13 protein-coding genes are annotated in these 22,594 nt (G+C 68.4%); 11 read left to right on the forward strand and 2 right to left on the reverse strand.

The annotated features are described in order from the left end of the window. The first annotated feature begins 313 nt into the window (after positions 1-313). Together ABR737_RS34240 and ABR737_RS34245 are read left to right on the forward strand one after the other, a co-directional pair. A complete protein-coding gene (locus tag ABR737_RS34240) occupies positions 314-2,203 on the forward strand; it encodes a DNA/RNA helicase domain-containing protein (RefSeq protein WP_350254838.1) in 1,890 nt (629 codons plus the stop codon). A gap of 571 nt (positions 2,204-2,774) precedes the next feature. After that, positions 2,775-4,745, forward strand: a complete 1,971-nt coding sequence (locus ABR737_RS34245; protein ID WP_350254839.1) for a DUF2075 domain-containing protein — start codon at positions 2,775-2,777, stop codon at positions 4,743-4,745. A 56-nt stretch (positions 4,746-4,801) separates the two neighbouring features. Here the strand turns inward: ABR737_RS34245 and ABR737_RS34250 are convergent, their stop codons facing one another. After that, positions 4,802-4,930, reverse strand: coding sequence for a DUF6408 family protein (locus ABR737_RS34250; protein WP_350254841.1), 129 nt, complete (start codon positions 4,928-4,930; stop codon positions 4,802-4,804). A gap of 683 nt (positions 4,931-5,613) precedes the next feature. Between ABR737_RS34250 and ABR737_RS34255 the strand changes: the two genes are divergently transcribed. Further along, the gene (locus ABR737_RS34255) at positions 5,614-7,893 is read left to right on the forward strand and encodes a hypothetical protein (protein ID WP_350254843.1); all 2,280 of its coding nucleotides are present in this window, start codon (positions 5,614-5,616) and stop codon (positions 7,891-7,893) included. 116 nt (positions 7,894-8,009) lie between these two features. Next, positions 8,010-14,276 carry a hypothetical protein gene (locus tag ABR737_RS34260; RefSeq protein WP_350254844.1) on the forward strand — a complete coding sequence of 2,089 codons (6,267 nt, stop codon included), beginning with the start codon at positions 8,010-8,012 and terminating at the stop codon, positions 14,274-14,276. 411 nt (positions 14,277-14,687) lie between these two features. On the opposite strand, the gene ABR737_RS34265 is transcribed toward ABR737_RS34260, so the two are convergent. Continuing rightward, positions 14,688-15,413 (reverse strand): CPBP family intramembrane glutamic endopeptidase, encoded by a 726-nt coding sequence (locus ABR737_RS34265; RefSeq protein ID WP_350254846.1) that lies wholly within the window; start codon positions 15,411-15,413, stop codon positions 14,688-14,690. A 421-nt stretch (positions 15,414-15,834) separates the two neighbouring features. Between ABR737_RS34265 and ABR737_RS34270 the strand changes: the two genes are divergently transcribed. The 7 genes from ABR737_RS34270 to ABR737_RS34300 all read left to right on the forward strand — a co-directional run bounded on the left by ABR737_RS34270 (position 15,835) and on the right by ABR737_RS34300 (position 22,485). Further along, a complete protein-coding gene (locus ABR737_RS34270; RefSeq protein WP_350254848.1) occupies positions 15,835-17,202 on the forward strand; it encodes a sensor histidine kinase in 1,368 nt (455 codons plus the stop codon). Next, complete coding sequence (locus tag ABR737_RS34275; protein ID WP_350254850.1) at positions 17,199-17,927, forward strand: response regulator transcription factor; 729 nt, start codon at positions 17,199-17,201, stop codon at positions 17,925-17,927. Before ABR737_RS34270 ends, ABR737_RS34275 begins: the two co-directional genes overlap by 4 nt. A 921-nt stretch (positions 17,928-18,848) precedes the next feature. After that, positions 18,849-19,610 (forward strand): thioesterase II family protein, encoded by a 762-nt coding sequence (locus ABR737_RS34280; protein WP_350254851.1) that lies wholly within the window; start codon positions 18,849-18,851, stop codon positions 19,608-19,610. Between the two features lie 651 nt (positions 19,611-20,261). Further along, positions 20,262-20,615: a PRC-barrel domain containing protein gene (locus tag ABR737_RS34285; RefSeq protein WP_350254852.1), complete on the forward strand. Its 354-nt coding sequence runs from the start codon at positions 20,262-20,264 to the stop codon at positions 20,613-20,615. A gap of 229 nt (positions 20,616-20,844) precedes the next feature. After that, positions 20,845-21,270, forward strand: coding sequence for an ATP-binding protein (locus ABR737_RS34290; protein WP_350254854.1), 426 nt, complete (start codon positions 20,845-20,847; stop codon positions 21,268-21,270). A gap of 237 nt (positions 21,271-21,507) precedes the next feature. Continuing rightward, positions 21,508-21,867, forward strand: coding sequence for an ATP-binding protein (locus ABR737_RS34295; RefSeq protein ID WP_350254856.1), 360 nt, complete (start codon positions 21,508-21,510; stop codon positions 21,865-21,867). 390 nt (positions 21,868-22,257) lie between these two features. Continuing rightward, entirely contained in the window at positions 22,258-22,485 is a 228-nt protein-coding gene (locus ABR737_RS34300; RefSeq protein WP_350254857.1) for a DUF6458 family protein, read from the forward strand. Positions 22,486-22,594 lie beyond the last annotated feature (109 nt).

The following is a 22,594-nucleotide window of genomic DNA, read 5'->3' on the forward strand; positions in this document are numbered from 1 at the left end:
CACCCTGCACCTTGCCCGGCTTCGGCGAGATCCGTGCGCTCGTTCCTGATTACCCTCACGCAACCCTGCACACGGCCGGGAGACACACGGCCGGGAGACACACGGCCGGGAGACACACGGCCGGGAGGCGGCAGAAGGCACCGGAAGCGGCGTCCCTGATGCGCCTGCGGCCACCGGCACGGCTGTCTGTGCTGCCAGGTACCCTCGGAGACATCGTCAACGCGGCCCGACGGGCTTCCGCTCCACCCCGGTGGAGTCTCGAAGGACATGCCCCCACCCGCACGAGTCACTTCGTGCTGCCTGGGGGAAGTCCTTGCTGTTCCGTGCGTCCGCGAAAACGGTCGCCGTCAAGGCACTCGACGGTTCGCTGTTCCCGTTCCCCACCGACCAGTTCGTCCGCATGCACGGCTACCGGCCCACCACCTCGGAGGTGCGTTCCTGGGAGCGCAGCATCCCCCTTCTGGCCGCCGCGCTCAACGACGCGGGCCTGGGGGACGTGGAGGTCATGCTGGAGTACGCGCTCCCGCTGAACAGCAAACGCGCCGACGTCGTGCTCGCCGGAGTGCATCCGGTGACGGGGGAGCCGTCGTACGTCGTGGTGGAGCTCAAGCAGTGGAGCCAGGCCGTACCTGACGAGGACGACCCGGTTCTGTGCCGTATCGACGCGTATGCACATCCGGTCCTCAACCCCATAGAGCAGGTGCGGCGCTACTGCGAGTACCTCGTGAACTTCAATGGCGCGGTGGCTGAGCATCCCGGCCGGGTCAGCGGAGTGGCGTTCCTCCACAATGCCACCGATGCCGGCGTCAGCGGCCTGCGCGCGATTGAGCTCGACGACCGTGGTCAGATGTTCACCGGCGATCGGCGTGGAGAGTTCCTCGATCACCTCCGCGCCAGGCTCAGCAACAAGCACCCCGGCGCCCGCGCCGCCGACGCGCTGCAGGCGGGTAAGACCGTCCCCTCGAAACAATTGATGGCAGTCGCGGCCCAAGAGGTACGAGAACGCGAGCAGTTCGTCCTTCTCGACGAACAACAGGTCGCGTACCGATGCGTGCTCAACGCAGTGCGCAAGGCGAAGCGGCCCGGCCGCAAGGAGATCGTGGTGGTCACCGGCGGGCCCGGCACCGGCAAGAGCGTCATCGCGCTTTCCCTGCTCGGCGAGCTGTACCGGCAGGGTGTTCCGGCCCTGCACGCCACCGGCTCCCAGTCGTTCACCAAGACGATGCGGAAGGTCGCGGGTACCCGCAAGCGAGAGGTGCAGGAGCTGTTCAAGTACTTCAACAGCTTCATGACCACAGAGGAGAACAGCCTCGATGTCCTGATCTGCGACGAGGCCCACCGCATCCGTGAGACCTCCGCCAACCGCTACACACCCGCGGCACACCGCGCCGGCAGGCGGCAGATCGACGAACTCATCGACGTCGCCCGTGTGCCCGTCTTCCTTCTGGACGAGCACCAGGTGGTGCGGCCGGGCGAGATGGGCACCTTGGATGAAATCAAGGCGGCTGCGGCAGGCAAGGGCTTGGACTGCCGTGTCGTGCCGCTGGAGAGCCAGTTCCGGTGCGGCGGCAGCGATGCCTATCTGCGCTGGGTGGTACGGCTGCTCGGCCTGGAGCCCGGCGGCCCGGTGCCGTGGGAGCCGGACGGTCGCATGCGGCTGCTGGTCGCCGACAGTCCGCAGGAGATGGAAACGTTTCTGGACGCCCGGCGGGCCCGGAATGACAGCGCCCGTATGTCAGCCGGCTACTGCTGGCGTTGGTCCCCGGAGCCCAGGCCCGGCGCACCACTCCCGGCCGACGTCGTCATCGGAGACTGGGCCCGCCCCTGGAACCTGCGAGGCGACCGCTCCGTATCCGGCGCGCCCCCGTCCGCGCTGTGGGCCACCGATCCTGCGGGCTTCGGCCAGGTCGGCTGCGTCTACACCGCTCAGGGCTTCGAGTACGACTGGTCCGGCGTCATCATCGGCCCCGACCTGGTCTGGCGCGGCGGCCGTTGGGTCACGGACCGCACGGCGTCCAGGGACCCGGTCTTCAAGAAGTCCACCCCGGAGGCCGATGTGGACCGACTCATCCGCAATGCCTACAAGGTGCTGCTGACCCGAGGCATGGTCGGCACGATCGTTTACTCAACGGATCCGGAGACCCGGGAGAAGCTGCGGGAACTGGTGGGTGGCTGCCCGGAGCGGGAACCCACCCTGGGCTGAACGCACGGCGGAGAGTCCGGCAGGAGGGCAGGAGGGCAGGAGGGCAGGAGGGCAGGAGGGCAGGAGGGCAGGACGGGAACGGCCGTTTCTCGTTCGGCATCGCAGCGCATGCCGGCCCTCCACCCGGAGACATCGGGGGCCGCATGCCCTCTGGAGCATTCCAGAGTTCCGCTCGCCATCGGGCGTGGTCGGCTCACACAACCGGTAGAAGGACCTTGGCGTCCACCGTTCAGAACAAGCCTCACGCCACTGACAGCGTGATCCGGCCAGGATGGCCGCTGCCCTGGCCGACAGCGGTGCCGATTTTCCCGGCAAGCGGCCGTATCCCTAGGATCTCCGGTACCGGTTGCGGCCCGACGGGCTTCCCACGAGGACATGCCCCCACCCGCACGAGTCACTCGTGCCCAGGGGGAACCACCTCGTGTCCATGCTGCTGCTGAAGTTGGCGGCTGAAGATCTGCTGACGCTGAACGCAAGGCGGCGTATGGTGCCGCACCTCGCCGCCCGATGGCGACACTTCCGAGGGGCTGACGCCTCGCTGACTGAACGTTCCGCGTGGGCGGAAAGCCTCGTGAGCCTCGCCAATGACCTGGTCGCCGCTGGTCGCGGGAAGGTGGAGATGATCGTCGAGTGCGCTGCCACGCTCGACGAGGCCGAACGACCGGGTGACCCCCGACTCATCGACGTCGTTCTCGTCGGCCGGCATCCGCAGGAGCGCCGACTGTCCGTGCAACTGGTCGAGTTGAAGCGTTGGTCGATGGTGACCAGGGTGGAACAGGCCACCGCGGATCTGGTGCACGTACCGGGGATGGGCAGAAAGAAGCACCCTGCCGTTCAATTGCGCGAGTATTACGAGGCTTTCACGAGCAGTAGTGGGCCGCTGAACGGGCTCGACTTCGAATGCGGCGGATTCGCTTACCTGCACAACGCCACCGAGGCGACCGTGCCGGCACTGATCGACGTGGATGCGCCGACCGGCGCCTACGCACAGGTGTACACAAGCGACCGGCGCGAAGAGCTGCTGGCCGACCTCCGGAGGAACTTCGCTGATGAAGGTGGCGCTTCCGCGGCCGAGCTACTCCTGCGGAGCATGGGCTTGCGCAACACACCCCTGCTCGACGCCATGATTCGGTCCCGTGGAGACGACACCGTCTTCACGCTGCGCGGTCGGCAGAAGACGGTCGCTGACCAGATCCTGGGCACCGCTTGCCAGGCCCTTCCGGACCCTCAGCGTCCTGCCCTCGTCCCGGACGAGCGACGTGTGGTCTTCTTGGTGACCGGTGGCGCAGGCACCGGCAAGAGTGCCATCGGCCTCCAGATCAAAGCGGAGTTGGAGGCCCAGGGCCGGACGGTCAAGTACGCCAGCGGTAGCAGGGCCTTCAACGGCGCGATCCAGGAGCACGTCGGCTACGGTGACCGGCAGTTCAGGGAGAGCTTCACCTACTTCAGCAGCTTTGTCACCCCGCCGGACCCACCGCTGGACGTGCTGATCTGCGATGAAGCGCACCGCCTGCGGGACCGGTCGACCAACCGTTTCTGGAAGCCCGAACAGCAGGGCACACAACCACAGGTGGACGAGCTTCTCGACGCGTCCCGCCTGACGGTGTTCTTCCTGGACGAGGGCCAGTCCGTGCGGCCGAACGAGGTGGGCACCGTCGGTCTGATCGAGGATGCGGCGGAGCGGCACGACGCCCGACTCGTGCGCTACGGCCTCCAGGAGCAGTTCCGGTGCGGCGGCAGCGATGCCTATATCCGCTGGGTGCGTGCCGTCCTCGGGGTGACGGATGGTGTGCCGGAGCAGTGGACACCGGACGGTCTGATGCACATCGAGACGGCGGATACCCCGGAGGAGCTCGAACGCATCATTCGCGCCGAAGCGCTGGCCGGTGCCTCGGCACGCATGGTTGCGGGCTACTGCTGGCCCTGGACGAAGCCGCTCGGCAAGGAGAAACGGTTGGAGGCCGACGTCCGCATCGGTGACTGGCACAGGGCATGGAACGCGGACAGCGACACGTTCTGCCAGAACGACGCACCACCGTCGAAGATCTGGTCCGTGCACGAGAACGGCCTCGACCAGATCGGCTGCGTCTACACGGCACAGGGTCTCGAGTGGGACTGGTGCGGCGTGATCATGGGGGAGGACATGGTGCGCCGTGACGACCGATGGGTGTTCCGCCGGGGCAAGGAGCGCAAGGGCCTGGAACCGGGCGTCAAGCGCGTTGCCGTACCCGGCTCGTTCGACCCGAAGGTGAGAGCCGGCAGTGTCGATGACGACGAGTTCGCCCGGCTCGTCCGCCATGCCTACCACGTGCTGATGACCCGGGCCAGCCGTGCGACCGTGCTCTACTCCACGGATGAGGAGACACGGGCCTACCTGAAGGAACTCGTCGGTGAGCTCCAGCTCCACGGGTTGCGTCCCACCTGGGAGAACCTGCCGCACGAGGCACGCATACCGCACCTGCCCCGGCCCCGGAGGGGAAAGCGACCCCGCAAGAATCGGAGCAAGCCGGGTGCACAGGGGCCGGATCTGCGACTGTTCTGACCGACCCTGCCGGTGATGCGGAGTGGCGGGCTCTCCGGGCCCGCCACATGCCTGTGTCAGAAGACCAGGCCCGCTGCCGCGGTCAGGGCCGCCACCACGAAATTGGCGATGACACTGACGGCGACGTCGACCAGGATCTCGCGAACCCGGTGACGACGTGCAGGCTTGTACTCAACGGGGTTCATGTGTAACCACTCCTTGGCCTGAGCTGGAAGTGGCAGGGATCGCCCTACCGGGCATCCGCACTCACACCACGTGCAGCACGCAGTGGAAACCACTCGTCAGTCACAGCCGAGGATCGGACCGAACACCGCCGACGTACCCTCCGGGAAGGTGCGCAGCGTGAACAACACTAGTACAGACATGCGTTGAGCGTGATGGGGTTTCTGCCGTCGTCCGGCCGTGGTCATGTCGCCCGAGGAAGCCGCCGAATTGCCTGCTCGCGACTCACCAACCTGTGTCTTCGTGGGGCAACGTGCGGAGCCGCGGAGGAGTGCCGCGCTCCTGAATTGATGACATCGATTCAGGAGGCGCCCAACCGGAGGGGGATCTGGTCCTTCCAGGACGACGGCGGCGGCTGCCTTGCGGAGTCGGTTCAGGCAGGCGGTGTCGCGCCGGGTGCGCGCTCCACTGCGCCGTCCCGTGGCCTTTGTGAAGGTGACGAAAGCGTGGTCGGAGAGCCGAAGGCGGGCATAGCCTGCGTGAAGCATTGCATGTGGGTCGGGACGACCTACGGTGCGGCGGAGGTGTCATGGGTGGGGAGCCGCAGGGACCAGCAGCCGTCAGGGAACTCGGGGCACTGGCCGGAGGGCATCCGAAAAATTCGACCAGACATCCGGAGGGCGGGGAACATGCCGAGGAGATGGCAGTGTCTCGGGAACGTCACACCGTGCCCGAGGTGCCGGATCCGTATGGCGAACAGGCATTATTGAGTTCTGCCATGGTCGAGGGCTATGACGCCGTACCGGCCGTGGAGCGGAACCGGTTGCTGCGATACCTGGAAGCGGTCGTCGAGGCCCGCCGCACACCGGTGCACGCCGCCGTCGCCTTCAACGCCGTGTACTTCGGCTATGACCTCGACGGCGAGGGCTATGGTCGTAGCCCTCTTCGTCTCGACGACTTCCCCGTGGTCACGCTCGGCGAGCGCGCCCCCGCCCTCCCTGTCGGCGCCATGGTGTGCGTTGCCACGGGGTCGGATCCGCTCTACGCCGAGATCCTCTACAAGGAGGGTGCCCACCCGGACGTGGACACCCTCGGTGACGTACCGGCCTGGGTATCCGGGGCGCCGGCGGGTGCCGAAGGTCCGGGCAGGCCGGGAGCGGACACCTCTCCACAGCGCCGGGAACTCTTGGTTCCGGACCCGCACGCTTTTGGCCCCGGGGTGAGCCTTTCGCCCTCCCAGCTCCACCGCTTGCGTACCCACCAGCGCTGGATCAACGAGGACGGCCATGTCGTTATCGATGCCTGCTACCCGTCCCGGGAAGCGGCCCGGCGTGGTGACTTATCCGCCTATGCGGACTATCTCTTGACCACCGCACGGGCACAGCTGCTCAGCCCATGTGTCCCCGTGTCGCTCGTCGAACTCGTGGGCAGCACGGATGGTGACGCGCTCCGCGCCGGTCTGCTCCGCCTCCTCGACACCGTGCGAAGCATCCTCGCCTCCAGCGATCTTCTGCGTATGTGGGGTCTGTACGCCATGACCCGGGAGGCACTTGCGGCCTGCTGGCGTGACACCGGACCGCTTGGTGGTGACGACCTGAGAACTCTCGCGGCGGCCGTGGGACACGCGGCCACCCCGTCGTGGCGCCGCCACGGACTGACCGCTCCAGTCACGGTCTACACAGCGGTCGGACCCTGGCTGCGCACGTTGCCCGGAGCCAAGGACCTGCTCAAGGGAGTGGAGTACGCCGCAGCGGTGTGCCGCGCGAACGTGACACTTGCCGACGTGGTCCAACGGGACAGCAATCAGGGCCTGTTCGCGAACGGCACCCGGGTCGTGCTCGACGACGTCTTCGAAGGCGGGGGCGTCTGGCGTTCCCACCACCCCGGTGACGTGGAAGGTCCCGGCGACCCTCTGGCCCCGGCCGGACGGGGATGGGCCTCCACCACGGCAATGACCCCCTGGTCGGAGTCGGAGTCGGAGTCGGAGTCAGAGCCGGAGCCGGTTGAATCGCCGCTCGCGGACGATGCTGCCCTTGGACTGAGTGAGCTGCTGCAGACCGGTGGAGAAGAGGTTGTCTGGCGGCTGCCGCTGCGCCTGGGCCATCTCATCGATGGTTGCCTTCCCCTGCGCTCACCTATTGCCGGGGAACTGCGGGCGGCCTGCGGGCGGCAGCCCACGATTCGGCTCGAGCTCGACCACCCCGGCGGCACCCTCGACTACGGCGAAGCCGTTCAGAACACTGTCGCAGAACTCGGTGAGGGAGCCGGCCGCCTGACCGGAGTGGTCTGGCCCCTCGAGTTCTTCCCCGGCCTGGTGCTCCAGCTCCACTGGCCCCGCGGCGGCCGGGTGATCCGGGTGGTCACGACGCGGCTCGAGCAGCCGATGCAGGTCGGCCGGCGAGTGATCGGGCACTGTTACGACCCGTGCGTCCTCACCCGGGAGGACGCCCCGGGCAGTGACCGCAGTGGTGACACGGCAGCGGGCCTCGGGCCGCGGCAATTGGTGATGCGCACGGTCCGCCGTTGCGGGCTGCTCACACTGGAGGGCCATGCCCTGCTCGACCGGTGCGGCCTGCCCCTTGCCGTCTATGGCCGCCGGCCGGCTCGGACACAGTCCGCCGTCCTCGAAGCGGCGGTGGCGGAACTCCTCAACGAGCGGCTTCTCGAACCAGCCGTCGGCAGCCGTGACTCGACAGGACAGCCGCATTTCCCGGCGCGCCCCGGGGAACGGACCATACCGCTCATCGGCTACCGCCCCGCCCGGATACGCGTGATACGTCCCTGGGGTGCCACTGGGCCGGAGACCGGGCGGATGCGCGGTGTGCAGCACGTACCCGGCCATCTGCGCCGTCTGTTGCCGGGGCGCTCTCCGAGCGAAGTCCAGCGGACCGCCTTCCGGGAGCACTGCCGCAGACTCGGCAAGGCGGACGGCTGGGAGCTGCCCGAAGGTTACACATTCGTCACCCAGCACACCCGTGGCCTCTGAGCCTCGGATCAAGCCCGCTCATGTGACCCACCTGGCTTGCACCACTCTTGCCCAGCCATGTTGACGCTGGGTGAACGAACCCACACAAGACGCATCACCGAACGGAGCGCTCACGCATGCAGGACCGCTACCACGTCGTCGCGGGGCCGCCGTTGTCTCCGCAGGGCGTGTCAGCCGAGGGCCTCGGAGTTCTGGCCGCAGCACTCAACGCACTGGAACGTCCGACCGCCGCCGCCCTGGACGACCTGAAGGTCGACATGGTGGAACTGGCCTTCAACTCCCTCCCTCCCAAAAACCGGCAGAGATTGCTCGGCCGCACGGGAATCCGTATGGCGGCCCCCCGGCGGGCGGGCAGCGCATTATGCCGAGACGTCCTCGCCAGGCTGCAGCGCGAGGCACGGTTGCACTCGTGTACCTGCGGTGTCGTAGCCCTCACCCAACCGGTGATGAACGATGTCGGGAGGGCCGCCGTCGCAGAGGGCGGCGAAACCGTCTCCGACCCGGTTTCCCGGTGGGGCGAGGCTCTGGTCCGGGCTGCTGTATTTGCGTGGTGCAACGCTTCGGTTGCCGATGCCCGTGTCCTTGTCTGGGCGGCTGACCAGGGATGGTTCGGGGCGGCGGCGGATGCGGAGGAGGCGCAACGACTTGATGCCGTACACGCCGCCGCGCGGTCCGTCGTGGAGGCGAACCCGGACTTCATTCCCGGCGCGCCCGAAGCCTTCGGCGAGCCCGATCGGAAAGAACTGCAGTCGGCGACGCCCATCCCGGACGAGCCGGCAACGCGCACTTCGACGCCGGAGGCGGACGTCCCGGAGGCGCCCGGAGCGGCCCCCGAGGGGGCCGGGGCCGAGGACGACGCGGATCCGGAAGAGGCCTGCCGGAGGCTGGAGATCATCCTTGCGGAGGCGGTGCGGGCCGCCCGGCGGGCGATCGTCGCGATCGAGGACGGGCGCCCTCCCGCCGAGGACGACCTGACGACGTTGGCCGGGCTGACGGCCGGATTCGCCAGCGCTCGGTCCGTGTTCACCGCGGCGGGCATCGATGCGGGGCCGCTGCGCCTGGCGGACATGGCGCGGGCCGCGCGGTCGCATCGAGTGGCACGCGACCTCGACCGCGTCGAGCGGGCGACCCTGCGGGAGTTGCTGTCCATCGGTTGTCGGGCGGGCAGTCCGGCAGCCTCCGCCGCCGAGGCCGTGCGCGCCGTCGCCAGGCGGCTCCTCGGCATACCGGCCTGGGGAGAGGCGGAACGGCTGGAGAGCACCGCGCTGACGGCGCTCTCCGAGCTCGTCCGGCTGAGGCGGCAGACGGATGCCGCGGCGGAGATTTTGAACCTGCAGGATCAGGTCGTCAGGGTGCTGCCCGCCTGTGCCATGGCCGCGGTGATGGCACACGAGCTGACGTTGCCCGAGGCGACGGAAGCCCGCTCCGGCGGCGAGCCCGGTGAGGCTGCCGACGCGGCCCCGGGCGCGAGTGTTCCCGCTGCCCTGCCGGGCCAGTCGCACAGCGAGGCGGGGGAGGCCATCGGCTCCCGTGCCTCTGCTCCGGACGCCTCGGAGAGCGTGGAGGCGGAAGAGATCGGCGACACCGTGACGGACGCCGACGGGCCGGCGACCACCTCGGCGAGGGACGGGCACCTGGCCGCAGCTCGCAACGAAGACTTGGGCAAGGGCGCGACCGAGCGTCCGGCCAGGGATGCCACCGAGAAGTCTGCCGAGGGCTCCGAGGCCGGACATGATCCGGCTTCCAGCACCCAGCTGGGGAAGGCTCCCTCCGAAACTTCTCCGGCCGGCCTGCCGGAAGCTATGCCCCGGCCCGCTCCGCTCTCCGGGGGTGGCGAGGCGCTGCCTGCGGCCCCCGGCCCCATGACCTTGCGCACCGCTCCCACCGCGGATGACACCCATATTGCGCCTACGGGCACCGTCGGAACGACGCATGGCTCCGAGGCCCCGAAGGAGGAAGCGGACCAGGGCGACGACGGGGCTTCCGCCGAGCAAGTCCTGGCACGGCTGGTCGCAGAGCGGCGCTTCGGACTCGCCCATCATGTTGCGCGAGCCGCAGGCCGCCCCGAACCCCAGGCGACGGCACTCCGTCTGGCCGGTGCGACAGCGCTCCTCGCCTCCGGCGCCAGCCATGGTGCCCGGCTGGTCGCCGACCTGCTTCAGCAGCAGAGTGGCTTTGTCGGGCGTGACGTAGAGGGTAACGAACTCGTCCTGTTTCCCGCCCTGTTGCGTGCGGCTCTGGTCACCGGTGACCACCTGGCGGGTGCTCAGCTCAAGGCCATGGTGCCCCGGCTTCCGGATGCGCTGGGGGAAGTGGCAACCACCGTCGCGGACCGTGCGCTCAGTGGAGCCCTGATGATTGCCTCCCCGCTGGTCGTCATCGCCGACGCCTCCGAGACCGAGGCCCGGCTACGGGAGCTTCGCGAACAGTGCAGCGCCCTCATCGCACAACAGCGGCTCAGGTTCGCCAGGGCGACGGACATCGCCAAGCGATGGCTGGCTCCCGGCGAAGGACTGCTCGGCTCGATGCTCACGGCCGTGATCAATGATGACCGTGGCGTGTTGCCGACCGTTCGGGAGACGACGGAGCGCCTGTCAAAACTGTCCGAGATCAACGGCGAGATCGACCGTATGGACCGCAAGTACCGTTCGTCCAGCGGCAAACCACTTCAGGGATCCGGACGGCACGACCTGGTGCATGTCGTCGAGCGTGCCGTGGGTCTGGCCAAGGACTGGTGCCTGGCTGTTGACGGGGAGCGCAGGGGCGAGCGGTCGGACGGGAACCGGGCCGCCAAGGAAGTCTCGGCTCTGCGCCAGTCGATGCTGGCACGGCGTGACGCCGTACTGACGGAACTCGAACTGCTGGCGAGGCGCCCCGGAACTGTCGCCGCGGCGGCCGCGTGGGCGGCGCGCAGTGCCATGGATGAGCTGTTCGCCCTGCTGTCCGGCGACACCGGGACGGTGCGTCTCGGCAGCGGCGTCGATCCGGAACTCGTGTTGGACGTGGAGCTGCTGAAGGTCTGCGACACCGTCGGGGAGCGGCCCTCGCTCGACCGGCTTCTGCCGGCGGTTGACCGCAGCTGGGAGGAGGCACTGCGCGAGAGGCTCGATCGAGATGCGTTCACCGCGGCCCGCACGATGGTGGAACTGGCGGCTCGTGGGGCACTGCCCGCTGCGGAGAGCACGGCGTTCGACCCGCGGGCAGATGCCGAGATCGACGAGCTGGAGGCCACGAGGCGCACGGCTCTCCGGGCGGGGCACGACGAACTCGTCGCGGAACTGCACCGGGCGCAGGCAGACGGCGCCGTGACGGATGATCAGGATCTCCGGATGCAGGAGCTGCTGGCAGATGCCCGCACGCGTCTCGACGGCAACGGCCATCGTGACCTGATCGACGTGCGGTGGGCGCTGGATACGGTACGGGCGGATCTGCCTACCCACCGGCAGGAAGCAACCGACCGGATCCGAGCCCGGCTCGACGCCCTGGACCTGACGGAGGACGAACGGGCACAGGTGCTGCGACACCTGGACACCGGCGGCCTGGCGACCGCGGCCGACCTCGTCTACTTCCTGGAGATCGGTGAACCCGTCCCGGAGATCGAGGCGGGCGAGCCCCATCTGACCGAGTTCTTCCCCGTCGTGCCCGACGGGCTGCCCAAGGGCATCGACGACGAACTCATCGAAATGGTCCGCTCCGGCGGGCAGCACCCGACCGTTCCCGTCCTGGACTACGGAAACCTCTCCAGCGACGAGGCGGCACTGGCGGCGGACGCCCTGAACGATTGGCGTGAGCTGGGCGTCACCGAGCCGAAGGACCGGCCCAACGTCTCCGCCCGGCGGAAGCTGCTCCCGGCCCTGAAACTCCTGGGCTACGACGCCGAGAGCGCCCGGTGGCTGGATGAGCTCTCGCCGCACCGACGCGAGTACCGCTTCCTCGAAGCGACCGGCGTGGAGGTCAACGGCCGGGCCAAGGTCCCGGCTTTCGGCTCGCAGATCAAGGAGCAGGGCGGCAACCTCCGTGTGCTGATGCTCTGGGGCCGCCCGCCTGCCGAGGTCGTCATGAGTCTGGCGTCCCGGGATCCCAGCGCGACCAGTCTCCTGATCGTTTACTTCGGCACCCTCGCCCGCGAGGCCCGCGCGGAACTCGCCGCCCGGCCCGACCGTCTGCAGCATCTGCTGGTCGTGGACGATGCGGCCCTGGCCTATCTCGCGGCGCGAGGCAACCGGCAGGTCAGCACATCTACGCAGACCCTGCTGCCGTTCTCCGGTGTCAACCCGTACATCAGAGAGAAGCGCGGCCGCATTGGGTGGGAAATGTTTTACGGGCGAGACGCGGAACGCAAAAGCATCCTCGACCCGCGAGGCACCCAGGTCATCTTCGGCGGCCGCGGCCTGGGCAAGTCGGCGCTGCTCAGCGACGCCGGGGAACGATTCATGGACCAGCGCCCCGGATTTCACCAGCCGGTGTACGTGAACCTGGACCAGGAAAACATCGGCAAGGGAAGCTCCCTCGGACCGGAGGCCCTGTGGAGTGTCCTGGACCGGGAACTGACCGACGCCCAGGTGCTGGGCCGGCCCCAGGGCCGCAAGTCACAACAGGACCGCTCCGAGCGGGTGCGTGCGGGAATCCGTAGCTGGCTCGACGGGGACTCGCGACGCCGCCTGCTGATTCTGCTCGACGAGTGCGACCAGTTCTTCGAGGCGGACGCCCCTCGCTTCGACCAGACCAAGAAGCTGAAGGCGCTTGGGTCCGATACCAAGGACCGGGCCAAGGTCGTCTTCGCCGGCCTGCACTCCGTGCAGCGCTTCTCCAAGCTCGCGAGCAACGGACCGTTCGGTCACCTCGCCCAGACCCCGAAGGTGATCGGACCGCTCGCCCCACAGTTCGCGGCCGATCTGCTGGTTGAGCCGATGCGGGCGCTGGGCTTCGAGTTCGAGGACGTGGACCTGGTGAACCGGGTGCTCGGCTACTGTTCGTACCAGCCATTCCTGCTGCAGATGTTCGGCCACCGGCTGGTTGAGCTGATGCACCGCAAACGAGCGCGGCGCGGAGCCGAGGGGCCTCCGTACACGGTGCGGGTCGCCGACATCGAGGCCGTGGAGTCGGACACCGCCCTCAGGGCGGGGATCTCGGCAGCCTTCAAGGACACGCTGAGCCTCGACCACCGTTACGACGTGATCGCCAACGTCCTGGCGTACCAGGCCCGTCACCATGGCCTCGAAGTGCGACTGAGTGACGCCGAGCTGCGTGAGGAGTGCGAGACCTGGTGGCGGGAGGGTTTCACACAGCTCGACACCGAGGGGTTTCGGGCCTATCTCTCCGAGATGGTGGGTTTGGGTGTCCTGGCGCCCAACCACGACGGCCAGGGCTGGCACCTGCGGGGTCCGAATGCGCTGCGCATGATCGGTACGTCTCATGAGGTGGAGGCTCGCCTGCTGAGGGCCGAGCAGGACTGCAAGCTGGAGGAGAGCATCGTGCTGGAGGGGCGGCCGGAGCTGCCCGACGGCCGGTCTGCCCCGCTCACCATCACCCAGCTGGATGATCTCCTCGGTGAGCGAGCCAACCAGACGAGGGTCGTCCTGGGCACACCAGCCACGGGAATCACCGGCGTCGGCGACACACTGCGCGCGGTCGCCGGGCGTTTCGCCGACTGGCAGCTGCCGCCCATCGGCAAACCCAGCGTCTTCAAGCAGGAACTCATGGGCGGGCGCCCCCGCGAACGTCGCGTGATCATCAGCGACTTCGCCCGCTACCCCGCGAAGCCGCAGACCTGCCGCGAAGCCGTCGACCTGGCCGATACCCTGCTGCCCGGCACTCCCGGAGTGACGCGCGCCGTGGTGCTCGTGACGGACACCGGACAACTGGACCTGTGGCGTGTCCTGCTGACGGGCGAGGAACGGACATCGGCGGTTCCCGTGGTGCTGCGCCGGCACGACCGCCGCAGCCTACGAGGCTGCGCGCAGCGGGCCGAGGCGTTCAACATGGACGAACGCCTGGACCGGCTCTATGCATTGACCAGCGGCTGGCCGCTCCTCGTCGACCGTGCACATCAGCTGCACGGCGAACTCGGCGACCCCGACGAGGTCCTGCGGCGTCTGGCCGACATGCTCACAGACCGTTCGGCGGCCCATGCGTTCGTCGACGCGACCGGTGTGCTCGCAGATCCGACGCTCGCCGCGGGATATCGGTCCGTCGCTGCTGAGTTCGGTGGTGACCTGGTCGACACGGAGGCCATCGTGACTGCCATCGCCTATCAGACCGGGGACGAGGAGGAGGCCCGGTGGGTCTTCTCGTGCCTCGATGCCCTGCAGGTGTTTGACCGTGAGGACACGTACCTGCGCCTGGAGCCCTTGCTCCGGCAGTGCGTGGCACTCGACGCGTGACGTACTGCGGTGCTTCCCCGTCCTGTCCGCCACCCGGCGCTCGCGGAGCGGCGGACAGGACGGAGCCGCGAGCTCCGGGGCAGCTGCCCGGGAGGCCGGCAGACCTGCATGATGGTGCCTCTCGGATCTCGACCTCGACCTGCTGATGCGGGTCACATCGATGCTTCTCCCCGCTGTCACACGACCGGTCGGCACAGCGTGCGAGTCTCCTCCCGAAGCGCTGAACAAGAGCTGTCACCACTTGAGTCCTCGCTCAGCTGCCGTGTGGTGCTGACGTACTCGGTGATGTTCCCAGCCGAGTACGGAGCAACGTGACCAGCTGCAGGTGCCAGCCGGGATGCCCTTGCCCGCGCCCGAATCTGCTTTCGTGGGCGAAGGCTTGGCTTCGGTGGTGTGAGCCCCTGGTTGCCCTCAGTTCGTTCGGGCGACGGGCCGTGTGAGCGGCGGGCCCGGGGGCTGGCGTTTGCGGGGCAGTCTTCGGGTGCCGACGAGCCATAGGCAGATGACGGCCATGGGGGCCAGGGACAGCAGCATGGGGGTGACTGTGCCCAGGCCTGCCCTCTTGTCCAGGGTTTCGCCGAGGATGAGGAAGAGGACCAGGTTGTTTCCGGCGTGGCCCAGACTCGCGACCCAGACGCTGCCGCTGCGCTGGTACAGCCACATGAGAATGATCTCCTGGAGCTGGAAGGACAGGATCCACACCGCCAGGCCGATCTCCAGGTTTGTGAACTCGACGTAGCCGATGAAGGCCAGCGGAAAGTGCCACACTGCCCATATCAGCCCGGTGGCGATGGTGGATGGCATCGTATGGCCGCCGAAAAGGCGCGGCCTGAGGTAGCTGGTCCAGCCGAATTCCTCGCCTGAATAGAGGGGGGCGAGGAGCACGGACGCCATCATGAGGCCCAGGACGGTCGCCAGCTCATTCGTTCCGGGTAAGCCGCCCGGGCCGGACAGGTCCGGGGCCCACAGGCCGAGCGCCGCAGCGAGTGCGAGGGTGGCCGCGGCGATGAGCGGCGGGCCCAGCCAGGCCGCGACGTAGTAGCGCCAGGCCGTCTTGAGGCGGAGTTTCAGGCCGGCGTCGGCAAAGCCTTCTTTCGTGATCCAGCGGCGGACCACCACTGCGGCGATGCCGGGCATGCAGAACTGGGTAGTTGCAGGAGGGGATGGAGCGCGGACAGGCCCAGGCCCACTCGAGCGAACAGCAGCCAGAGCCAGGTTCCGGTGAAGGAGATGAGGAGGAAGGCCGTCACGCCTCTTCGGGTGATGGGTTTCGAATGGTTGGTGAGCACTAGCGTTCTCCTTTCGTTCCTTTCATTCCTTTCGGGTGTTTCTGCTATCCGCGTTCGGGGTGGGTTCGGAATGAGTTCGGGGTGGCGGTCCTGTGGGGGATTTCTTCTGTCCGTCGCCGATTTCTTCTGCGGAGGTTTCTCAACTCTCCCATCGGGCGGGGCAGCGTCGCATCGCTGTCGAGAGTGAATGTTTATTCCCTCTATTTCGGGGTGTGTTCTGGCGCTTTCGGGGGAGGCGGCCGGAGGTGGCGCCGGGGTACGGTCCGACCGTGCATAAATTAATTCGCCCGCTTTCGTGCGGGACGGGGTTCCGGGACTGGGTGTATGCGGCGCTCGGCGCGGCCTTGGGCCTGCCGCCGCTCACGGCAGCGCTGCTGTTCGCGCCGCCGAGGTGGCCGGCGGGGCTCCGTGTGCTGGGCTTCGTGTGTGCGTTCGCCGTGGTGACCGTGGCCATGGGCGCTCCTCTATCGGCCAGGCGCGCGAGTGTGCGGCTGGCCAACGGGCTGCTGGGGGCCGTTCTGCCCGCGCCGGTGGACACGACGGGGCCGCGCTGGGGCAACCGGCTGCGCACCGTGGTGTGGCTGGTGCCGCACATGGTGCTTGGTGGGGTGGTGACGGCGGTCTCGTGCCTGGCCGTGTTCGGAGCCGTTGCGTTTCCCTCGGTCTGGCTGGGCGGTGCGGAGCGCATGACCGTCTTCGGGCTGTCCCTGTGGATCGGGGAGGGCTGGCGGGGGACGTGGGCGCTGCTGCCGGCCGTGGGATGTCTGGCGCTTGCGGCCGGGGTCACACGCGGCGGTGCGGTGCTGCTTCGACGGCTCGCGTCGGTGCTCCTCGGCCACGGGCCCGGCGAGCGGCTGGCCGCCGCCGAGGAGCGGATGAACCTGTTGGCGCAACGGAACCGGCTGGCACAGGAGTTGCACGATTCGATCGGCCACACGCTGACGGCGTCCACGATCCAGGCCGCGGTGGCGGTGGAGCTGATGGAGAGTGACCCGGCGGGGGCCAGGCGCGCCCTGAACAGCATTGAGGAGACATCGCGGGCCGCCATGGACGATCTCGATCATGTGCTGGGGATGCTGCGGGAGGAACGGCCGTCCACCGTGCCCCGGCCGACCCTCGCGGACCTCGGTCCACTGGTGGAGCGAGTCCGTGGAGCCGGCGCGGAATTGGCAGTGGAGGTTCAAGGCGACCTGGCCCGGGTGCCGGCCACGGTGTCGCGGGAGGCGTACCGGGTCGTCCAGGAGGGGCTGACCAATGCCCTGCGGCACGGGGGCACAGCTGGGATCCGGCTGCTGACGACGGTGCGGGGCGGGTGGCTGGAGTTGGAGCTGACCAATCCGGTGGGTACGGGGATACCTGTCCGGCAGCGGCCCGGGGGCCAGGGGGTGCGTGGGATCGAGGACCGGGTGCGGCTGCTGCGGGGGACTACGCACGCCGGGGTCGTGGAGAGTGGTTGCAGCGACTGCAGCGGTCGCGGTGGTTGTAGCGGCTGTTGCGACGGTGGGGACGGCTGCGATGGCAGGGGCTGCAGGAGCTGTGGGTGTGCTGGGGGCGGCCAGGGCGGCGGGGGTGGTCGGGCCGCGGGGGAGGCACGGTGGCGGCTCCTGGTCCGGATACCGCTACGGTCGGTGTCATGAACGCCTCCGCAGCGCCGGGCCCGGACGCCGACCCGCCCGTGACCGTGCTCGTCGTGGACGACGACGAACTGACCCGCACCGGTCTGCGGACGCTGCTGTCGGCCAAGCCCGACCTGGACGTAGTGGGCGAGGCCGGCGACGGCGATGAGGTGGTTGCCGCGGTGACCCGGCTGCGACCGGACGTGGTGCTGATGGATGTGCGCATGCCGCGGGTGGACGGGATCGAGGCCACCCTGCGGCTGCGGGCGCTGCCCGACCCGCCGAAGGTCGTCGTGATCACCACGTTCGAGAATGACGAGTACGTCTGGGACGCCCTGCGGGCCGGAGCCAGCGGGTTTATCCGTAAGCGGGCCCCGTCACGGCAGATTGCGCACGCCATCCGGTTGGTGGCAACCGGCGACTCGGTGCTGTTCCCGGATGCGGTCCGCCGGATGGCCGCGGGCCGGCCCGTTCGACGCGACGCCTCCGTGACCACCGCGCTCACCGGCCGTGAGACAGAGACGCTGCGTCTGATGGCACGCGGGCTGTCCAACCAGGACATCGCCGCCCGCATGGTGGTGAGCCTGGAGACCGTGAAGACCCATGTGGGCAATGTGCTGGCCAAGTTGGGCGTCGGCAATCGCACCCAGGCGGTCGTCCTGGCCTTCGAAACGGGGGTGGCCGATCCGGGGGCAGGGGCTGACCCTGACCCGGGTCAGTCCGTTACGCCGGCCCGGCCCCGATAGCTACGCAACAGCAGCTCGCCCCCCGTGTTCCCTCCTCACTGTTCCTCTCCCTGGTTCTCCTAGGCTGCTGATCTTTTGGCGGCAGTACCCGGCGAGGGCCGTCCCGGTCGCTTCCTCGCGGTCCTTGTCGTGGTCGGCGAGAACCCGTCAGGGCAACGCGAACCGCGAGGGCTGCGCGTCGTTCCAGATTTGGATTATCTGGGCTGCTGACGTGCGGTGGTAGAGGCCGACGACCGGTCGGCCGATGCGCCGATGCCCGTGGCAGGCGAGGGGGTGGACTGGTTGGCCGTTCCGCGGCGCATGCTGCTCGTCGCCCCGTACTTGTTCTTCGTGCTGAGTCCGGGGTTGCCAGTTCCGGTCTCCGGTGACCCTGGTCGTGGTCGCCACGTTCGGGCACGCAGAGGCTGCTGCTGCAGGACTTGCTGATCGATCCGAGACCCGAGGAGCTGAGTGGCCAGGCGGTGCGCCCGTACGCGTCCGGGATGCTCATCGTGCAGGTCCTGCGAGCGGCGATGCCGACTTGGTGGCCGAGGTGACGCCATCGAGTACCGCAGGCATGGTGGTGACCACAGCGACCGGCTGACTGGCGGCAGGCCGCGGCCAGCGAGGCGGTCGCCAGTCGCGACCCTGCTGCCGGCGACCGGCGACCGGCGAGGCGTCCGGCGTCCGGCGACCGGTGACCGGCGACCGGCGACCGAAGGTGAGCCGGCGCAGGTGTCGGGACGAGACGTACCGGGAAGCACGCCCTCACTGCCGCACACGACGGAACCGAGCGGAACACGGGCAGCAGGGTGGGGCGCGCGTGTTGGCCGAACGGGGCAGTGGCAAGCGGCAGATGACGCGGCGGCCATTGTGGAACCTTCTGCGCGGAAGGTGATCTCGTTCGGCATGCACCCGGAGTTGGCACCTAAGCTTTTGCGCATGTCTCTCTCCTCTGGCCGACCCTCCACGCGATGGCTGCGCAACTACCGGCCGGTGGCCGCACCTCGGCTGCGGCTCGTCTGCTTCCCGCACGCAGGCGGCTCGGCGAGTTTCTTCCGCTCCTGGCCGCAGCGGTTCCCGGCTGATTGGGAGGTGAGTGCGGTGTGCTATCCGGGCCGTGAGGAGCGCATCGCCGAACCCGGCATCACGAGCATGGCGGAGCTCGCCGGTCGGGTGGCCGACGAGTTGGCACCTCATATGACGCCCCGCACGGTTTTCTTCGGTCACAGCATGGGTGCCTCCGTGGCGCATGAGGTCGCTGCACTGCTCGCCGGGCGCGGGGCGGGTCCGGCGGCGCTCCTTGTCTCCAGCCGGGCTGCTCCCCATCTCCTGCGGCGCCTCAGCGAGGGGGACCTCACCGATGAGGAGTTGCTCGACACGGTGGGCGGGCACGGGGGACCAGGGGCGGAGCTCCTGCGGGACCCTGAGCTGCGCGAGCTGTTCATGCCGACGATACGGTCGGACTACCGACTGCTTGAAGCGTACGCGGCGGAGCCCAAGGCGCCTGCTGTGGACATTCCCGTCGTCGCCTACTTCGGGACGGACGATCCTAGGCCGGCACCCGACGAAGTCCGGGCTTGGGCGAAGCTGACCTCGGCCCGTTGCGATGCGCGCGCGTTTCCCGGGGGGCACTTCTACCTCGTCCCCCACGAAGCCGAGCTGGTCCGCGACATCCGTGAGCGGATCGGCGCCCTCGGGTGAGGCACAGCACGGCGTGACGTCGGCACAGTGTGCTTGCACCGGCCGAAGGTCGTAGCCCGCATGCGACGCAGCGCGACGCCACGCCACGACACGACACGACACGACACGACACGACGTGGCGTGGCGTGAGGGCCTGACGGTTGTCTGCAATGGACGTTCCATGATGGGCCGTTGAGGTGATGTCTGCGAACGGGGGACTCGTTGCGTGTGGCCTCGCAGGCATCGCCCTTCCTCGGGCCGGTGTGCGCCCTCCTCTAGCGTCTGCCCATTGGCGGGGCGTCGCGGCATCCGCAACCGAGCGGGCATCAGCGTCGGGCACTCTGAGCGGGATGAAGGGCGAGACGACGGGGGAGGCGAAGGGGGGACGAAAGGGCGCGACCAGAGGGCGCGACGCTACCTGCTCCGCGCGGAGCATCCGTTTACCGAAAGGCGGCCGGGCCGTGCTCTCCCTCTGCCGGTAAAGGGAGCCGGATGGGTGCTGGATGGGTGCCGGACCCGTTTCGGCCGCTGTTTTGGATACAGGTCTCGGGGCAGCAGAGCACTGTCGGGATGACCGACATGGTGAAAGAGCCCGTCACCGTTCCCCTTTGTCAGGGGGCGAAACGGAGACGGAGTAATGCTTGCAATCGCGTCGCGCCGAAGGGATTTCGTATGAGCTCCACTGTCTGGGGATATCTTCCCGACTCCGGGTACCGGGCGGGCACGACTCTGGTGGGATACAGCGTCGAAGCCATTGACGGGAGTATCGGCAAGGTCGACAAGCATTCCGATGAGGTGGACTCCGCACACCTCGTCGTCGACACCGGGCCCTGGATCCTGGGGAGGCGCATCGTGCTGCCGGCCGGCACGGTGACCGGCATCGACCAGGAAGAGGAGAAGGTCTACGTCGGTCGCACCAGGCAAGAGATCAAGGACGCGCCCGCTTTTGAAGGGGACGAGCACGTGAGCAGCCCTGACTACCTTCATCAGGTGGGAGTTTATTTCGGTGGATTTCCCCTTGTGTGAGGTGTGCTCGGCGCCGAAAGGGCCGGTCACTGCCGGGGTGGCTGGCCCGCCATCAGTTCCCCCTCCGGGACGTCCCTCCGCGTCGTATCGTGAAGGTGGGGCATAAACCTTCGGATACGGGGCAGCCGTCGGATCACCCTCTCGTCGAAGTAGCCTTCTACGCGGCCCTCGGGTGGGGCGGCGGTGGGACTCCGCGGCGTGGAGATGGATCAGGCGGGAGGTGAGAGGTGTGACGGGTGCGCAGCAGGCGCCGGTGAACAAGGCGGCGGAGGCCCGGGACCAGGTTCAGGAGCTACTGAGCGCTCACCGTCCGGCCATCAACGAAATTTCCATGATTGACGCCCTGCTGGTCACCTCGGAATTGGTCACCAATGCGCAGCGCCATGGAGACGGACTTTCCGGTTTCTCCGCCCGGATCGTGGCCGATCGTCTGGAAGTGACCGTCGCCGATCGCAGTTTTCGGCAACCTGCCACGGCCGTCGGGCGCGAAAAATTTTCGGTCGGTGGGTATGGGTGGCCGATGATTCAGCAACTTACCGCCTGCGTCGTCATTATTCCCACCTCGGGCGGCAAGGCCATCACGGTCACCATTCCCCTCACTTTCACCGCGCCTGGGCCCAGTGATGTCCTCTCCGGTGTGATGCCGCCGCTGTGATACCGCGGCTGTGACACCGCCGCGCATCTCGCCTGCGTCGGCCGTGTGCTGTGTGCCGCTCTTGCGTCCCGCCCTTGTGTCCGTACCCGCCGTGGCGTCGGCGACGGGGCCTGAGAGTATTGCCGTCCTGCCGTCCTGCCGTGCGGGGAACTGCCCCGGCCGGCCGCCCCAGCCTGGCGGGAAGGAAAGGGAGATGGCGCCGCCGGCACGGTGCGGTGCATTGAGGTGGAAGACGTGATGCGGGGAGTACCTGCAAGAGCGGCCGAGGCGCGCAACTTTGTGCACGACCTGCTGCACGGGGCCGGTATCCCGGTCGATGACCTGGCCCTTGTCGATGCCCTCCTGGTGACCACGGAGCTGGTCACCAATGCCCAGCGGCATGGCGGCGGGCTCATCGGGTTCACCGCGCGGATCGTCGACGGGTACCTGGAGCTGGCGGTCGAGGACCGAAGCGAGCACCGCCCCGTCACTGCCGGCCCTCGTGCCCCTGGCGCCACCGGAGGGTACGGCTGGCCCCTGGTGCAACGGCTGGCCCGCACCATCGACATCGCCATGACAGCGACCGGCAAGACCATCCGTGTGACGTTGCCCCTCTGACGCCTTCGTCCGACCGTGGTTCGGTTCGGACCGGCTGCGTTCGCCCCGACTGTGTTCGGTCCGGCCATGGTTCGGTGCTGTCAGGCCGTGGTTCGGTCCGGCTGTGGTTCGGTCCCGAGGCGGGCGGTGTCGCTTGCTTGCCGTCCCCTCCGTTCCGTCGGTCGTGGCACGGAATGGAAGGGCATGGCGGCAGGCTGTACGGCGGTCATCCGCGCCGAGCAGGACCTGCATCCGTACCGGAGCAGGCGCCTACACATGCACCGGGCAGTGAGGTCCCCCGCGGCCGGCAGGGCGATCCCGGTCACCCGCAACCGCCGTGACTCATGAATGAGTTCGGTCGGGGCATACGCGAGTTCAGCAGCTTTTGCCTACCGGAGGGAGACGATGATTATGGGTATCGGCGGATGCATCGGGCTGATCGCGGTGGGTGCCATCTTGACGTTCGCAGTGGACTGGCACCTGTCCGGCGTCAATCTCGACCTGGTCGGGCTCATCATGATGGCCGTCGGAGTGATCGGCCTGGCGGCCTATGTGAGCATCCTCAAGCGGCGCCGGGTCCAGCCGCCGGCCCCAGGAGCTCCTGTGGTCGACGTCGAGGAGACACGTACCTACCGGTGAACGACACGTTGGCGTGAAACAGCGTCAATCGGCGCATGCGGGCCCGGCGGACCCATCGGCCTATCAGTGATAGACGCGCCGGTGGAAAGGGACCAGCGCCCCAGGCGTC

Source organism: Streptomyces sp. Edi2 (genome assembly GCF_040253635.1).
In the GTDB taxonomy this organism is placed as follows: Bacteria; Actinomycetota; Actinomycetes; order Streptomycetales; family Streptomycetaceae; genus Streptomyces.

Excerpts from the sequence above, each read along its gene's own strand:
- ABR737_RS34250 (WP_350254841.1), bottom strand. The coding sequence starts at position 4,930 with ATGAACCCCGTTGAGTACAAGCCTGCACGTCGTCACCGGGTTCGCGAG.
- ABR737_RS34260 (WP_350254844.1), top strand. The coding sequence starts at position 8,010 with ATGCAGGACCGCTACCACGTCGTCGCGGGGCCGCCGTTGTCTCCGCAG.
- ABR737_RS34265 (WP_350254846.1), bottom strand. The coding sequence starts at position 15,413 with ATGCCCGGCATCGCCGCAGTGGTGGTCCGCCGCTGGATCACGAAAGAA.
- ABR737_RS34275 (WP_350254850.1), top strand. The coding sequence starts at position 17,199 with ATGAACGCCTCCGCAGCGCCGGGCCCGGACGCCGACCCGCCCGTGACC.
- ABR737_RS34280 (WP_350254851.1), top strand. The coding sequence starts at position 18,849 with ATGTCTCTCTCCTCTGGCCGACCCTCCACGCGATGGCTGCGCAACTAC.
- ABR737_RS34285 (WP_350254852.1), top strand. The coding sequence starts at position 20,262 with ATGAGCTCCACTGTCTGGGGATATCTTCCCGACTCCGGGTACCGGGCG.
- ABR737_RS34295 (WP_350254856.1), top strand. The coding sequence starts at position 21,508 with ATGCGGGGAGTACCTGCAAGAGCGGCCGAGGCGCGCAACTTTGTGCAC.
- ABR737_RS34300 (WP_350254857.1), top strand. The coding sequence starts at position 22,258 with ATGGGTATCGGCGGATGCATCGGGCTGATCGCGGTGGGTGCCATCTTG.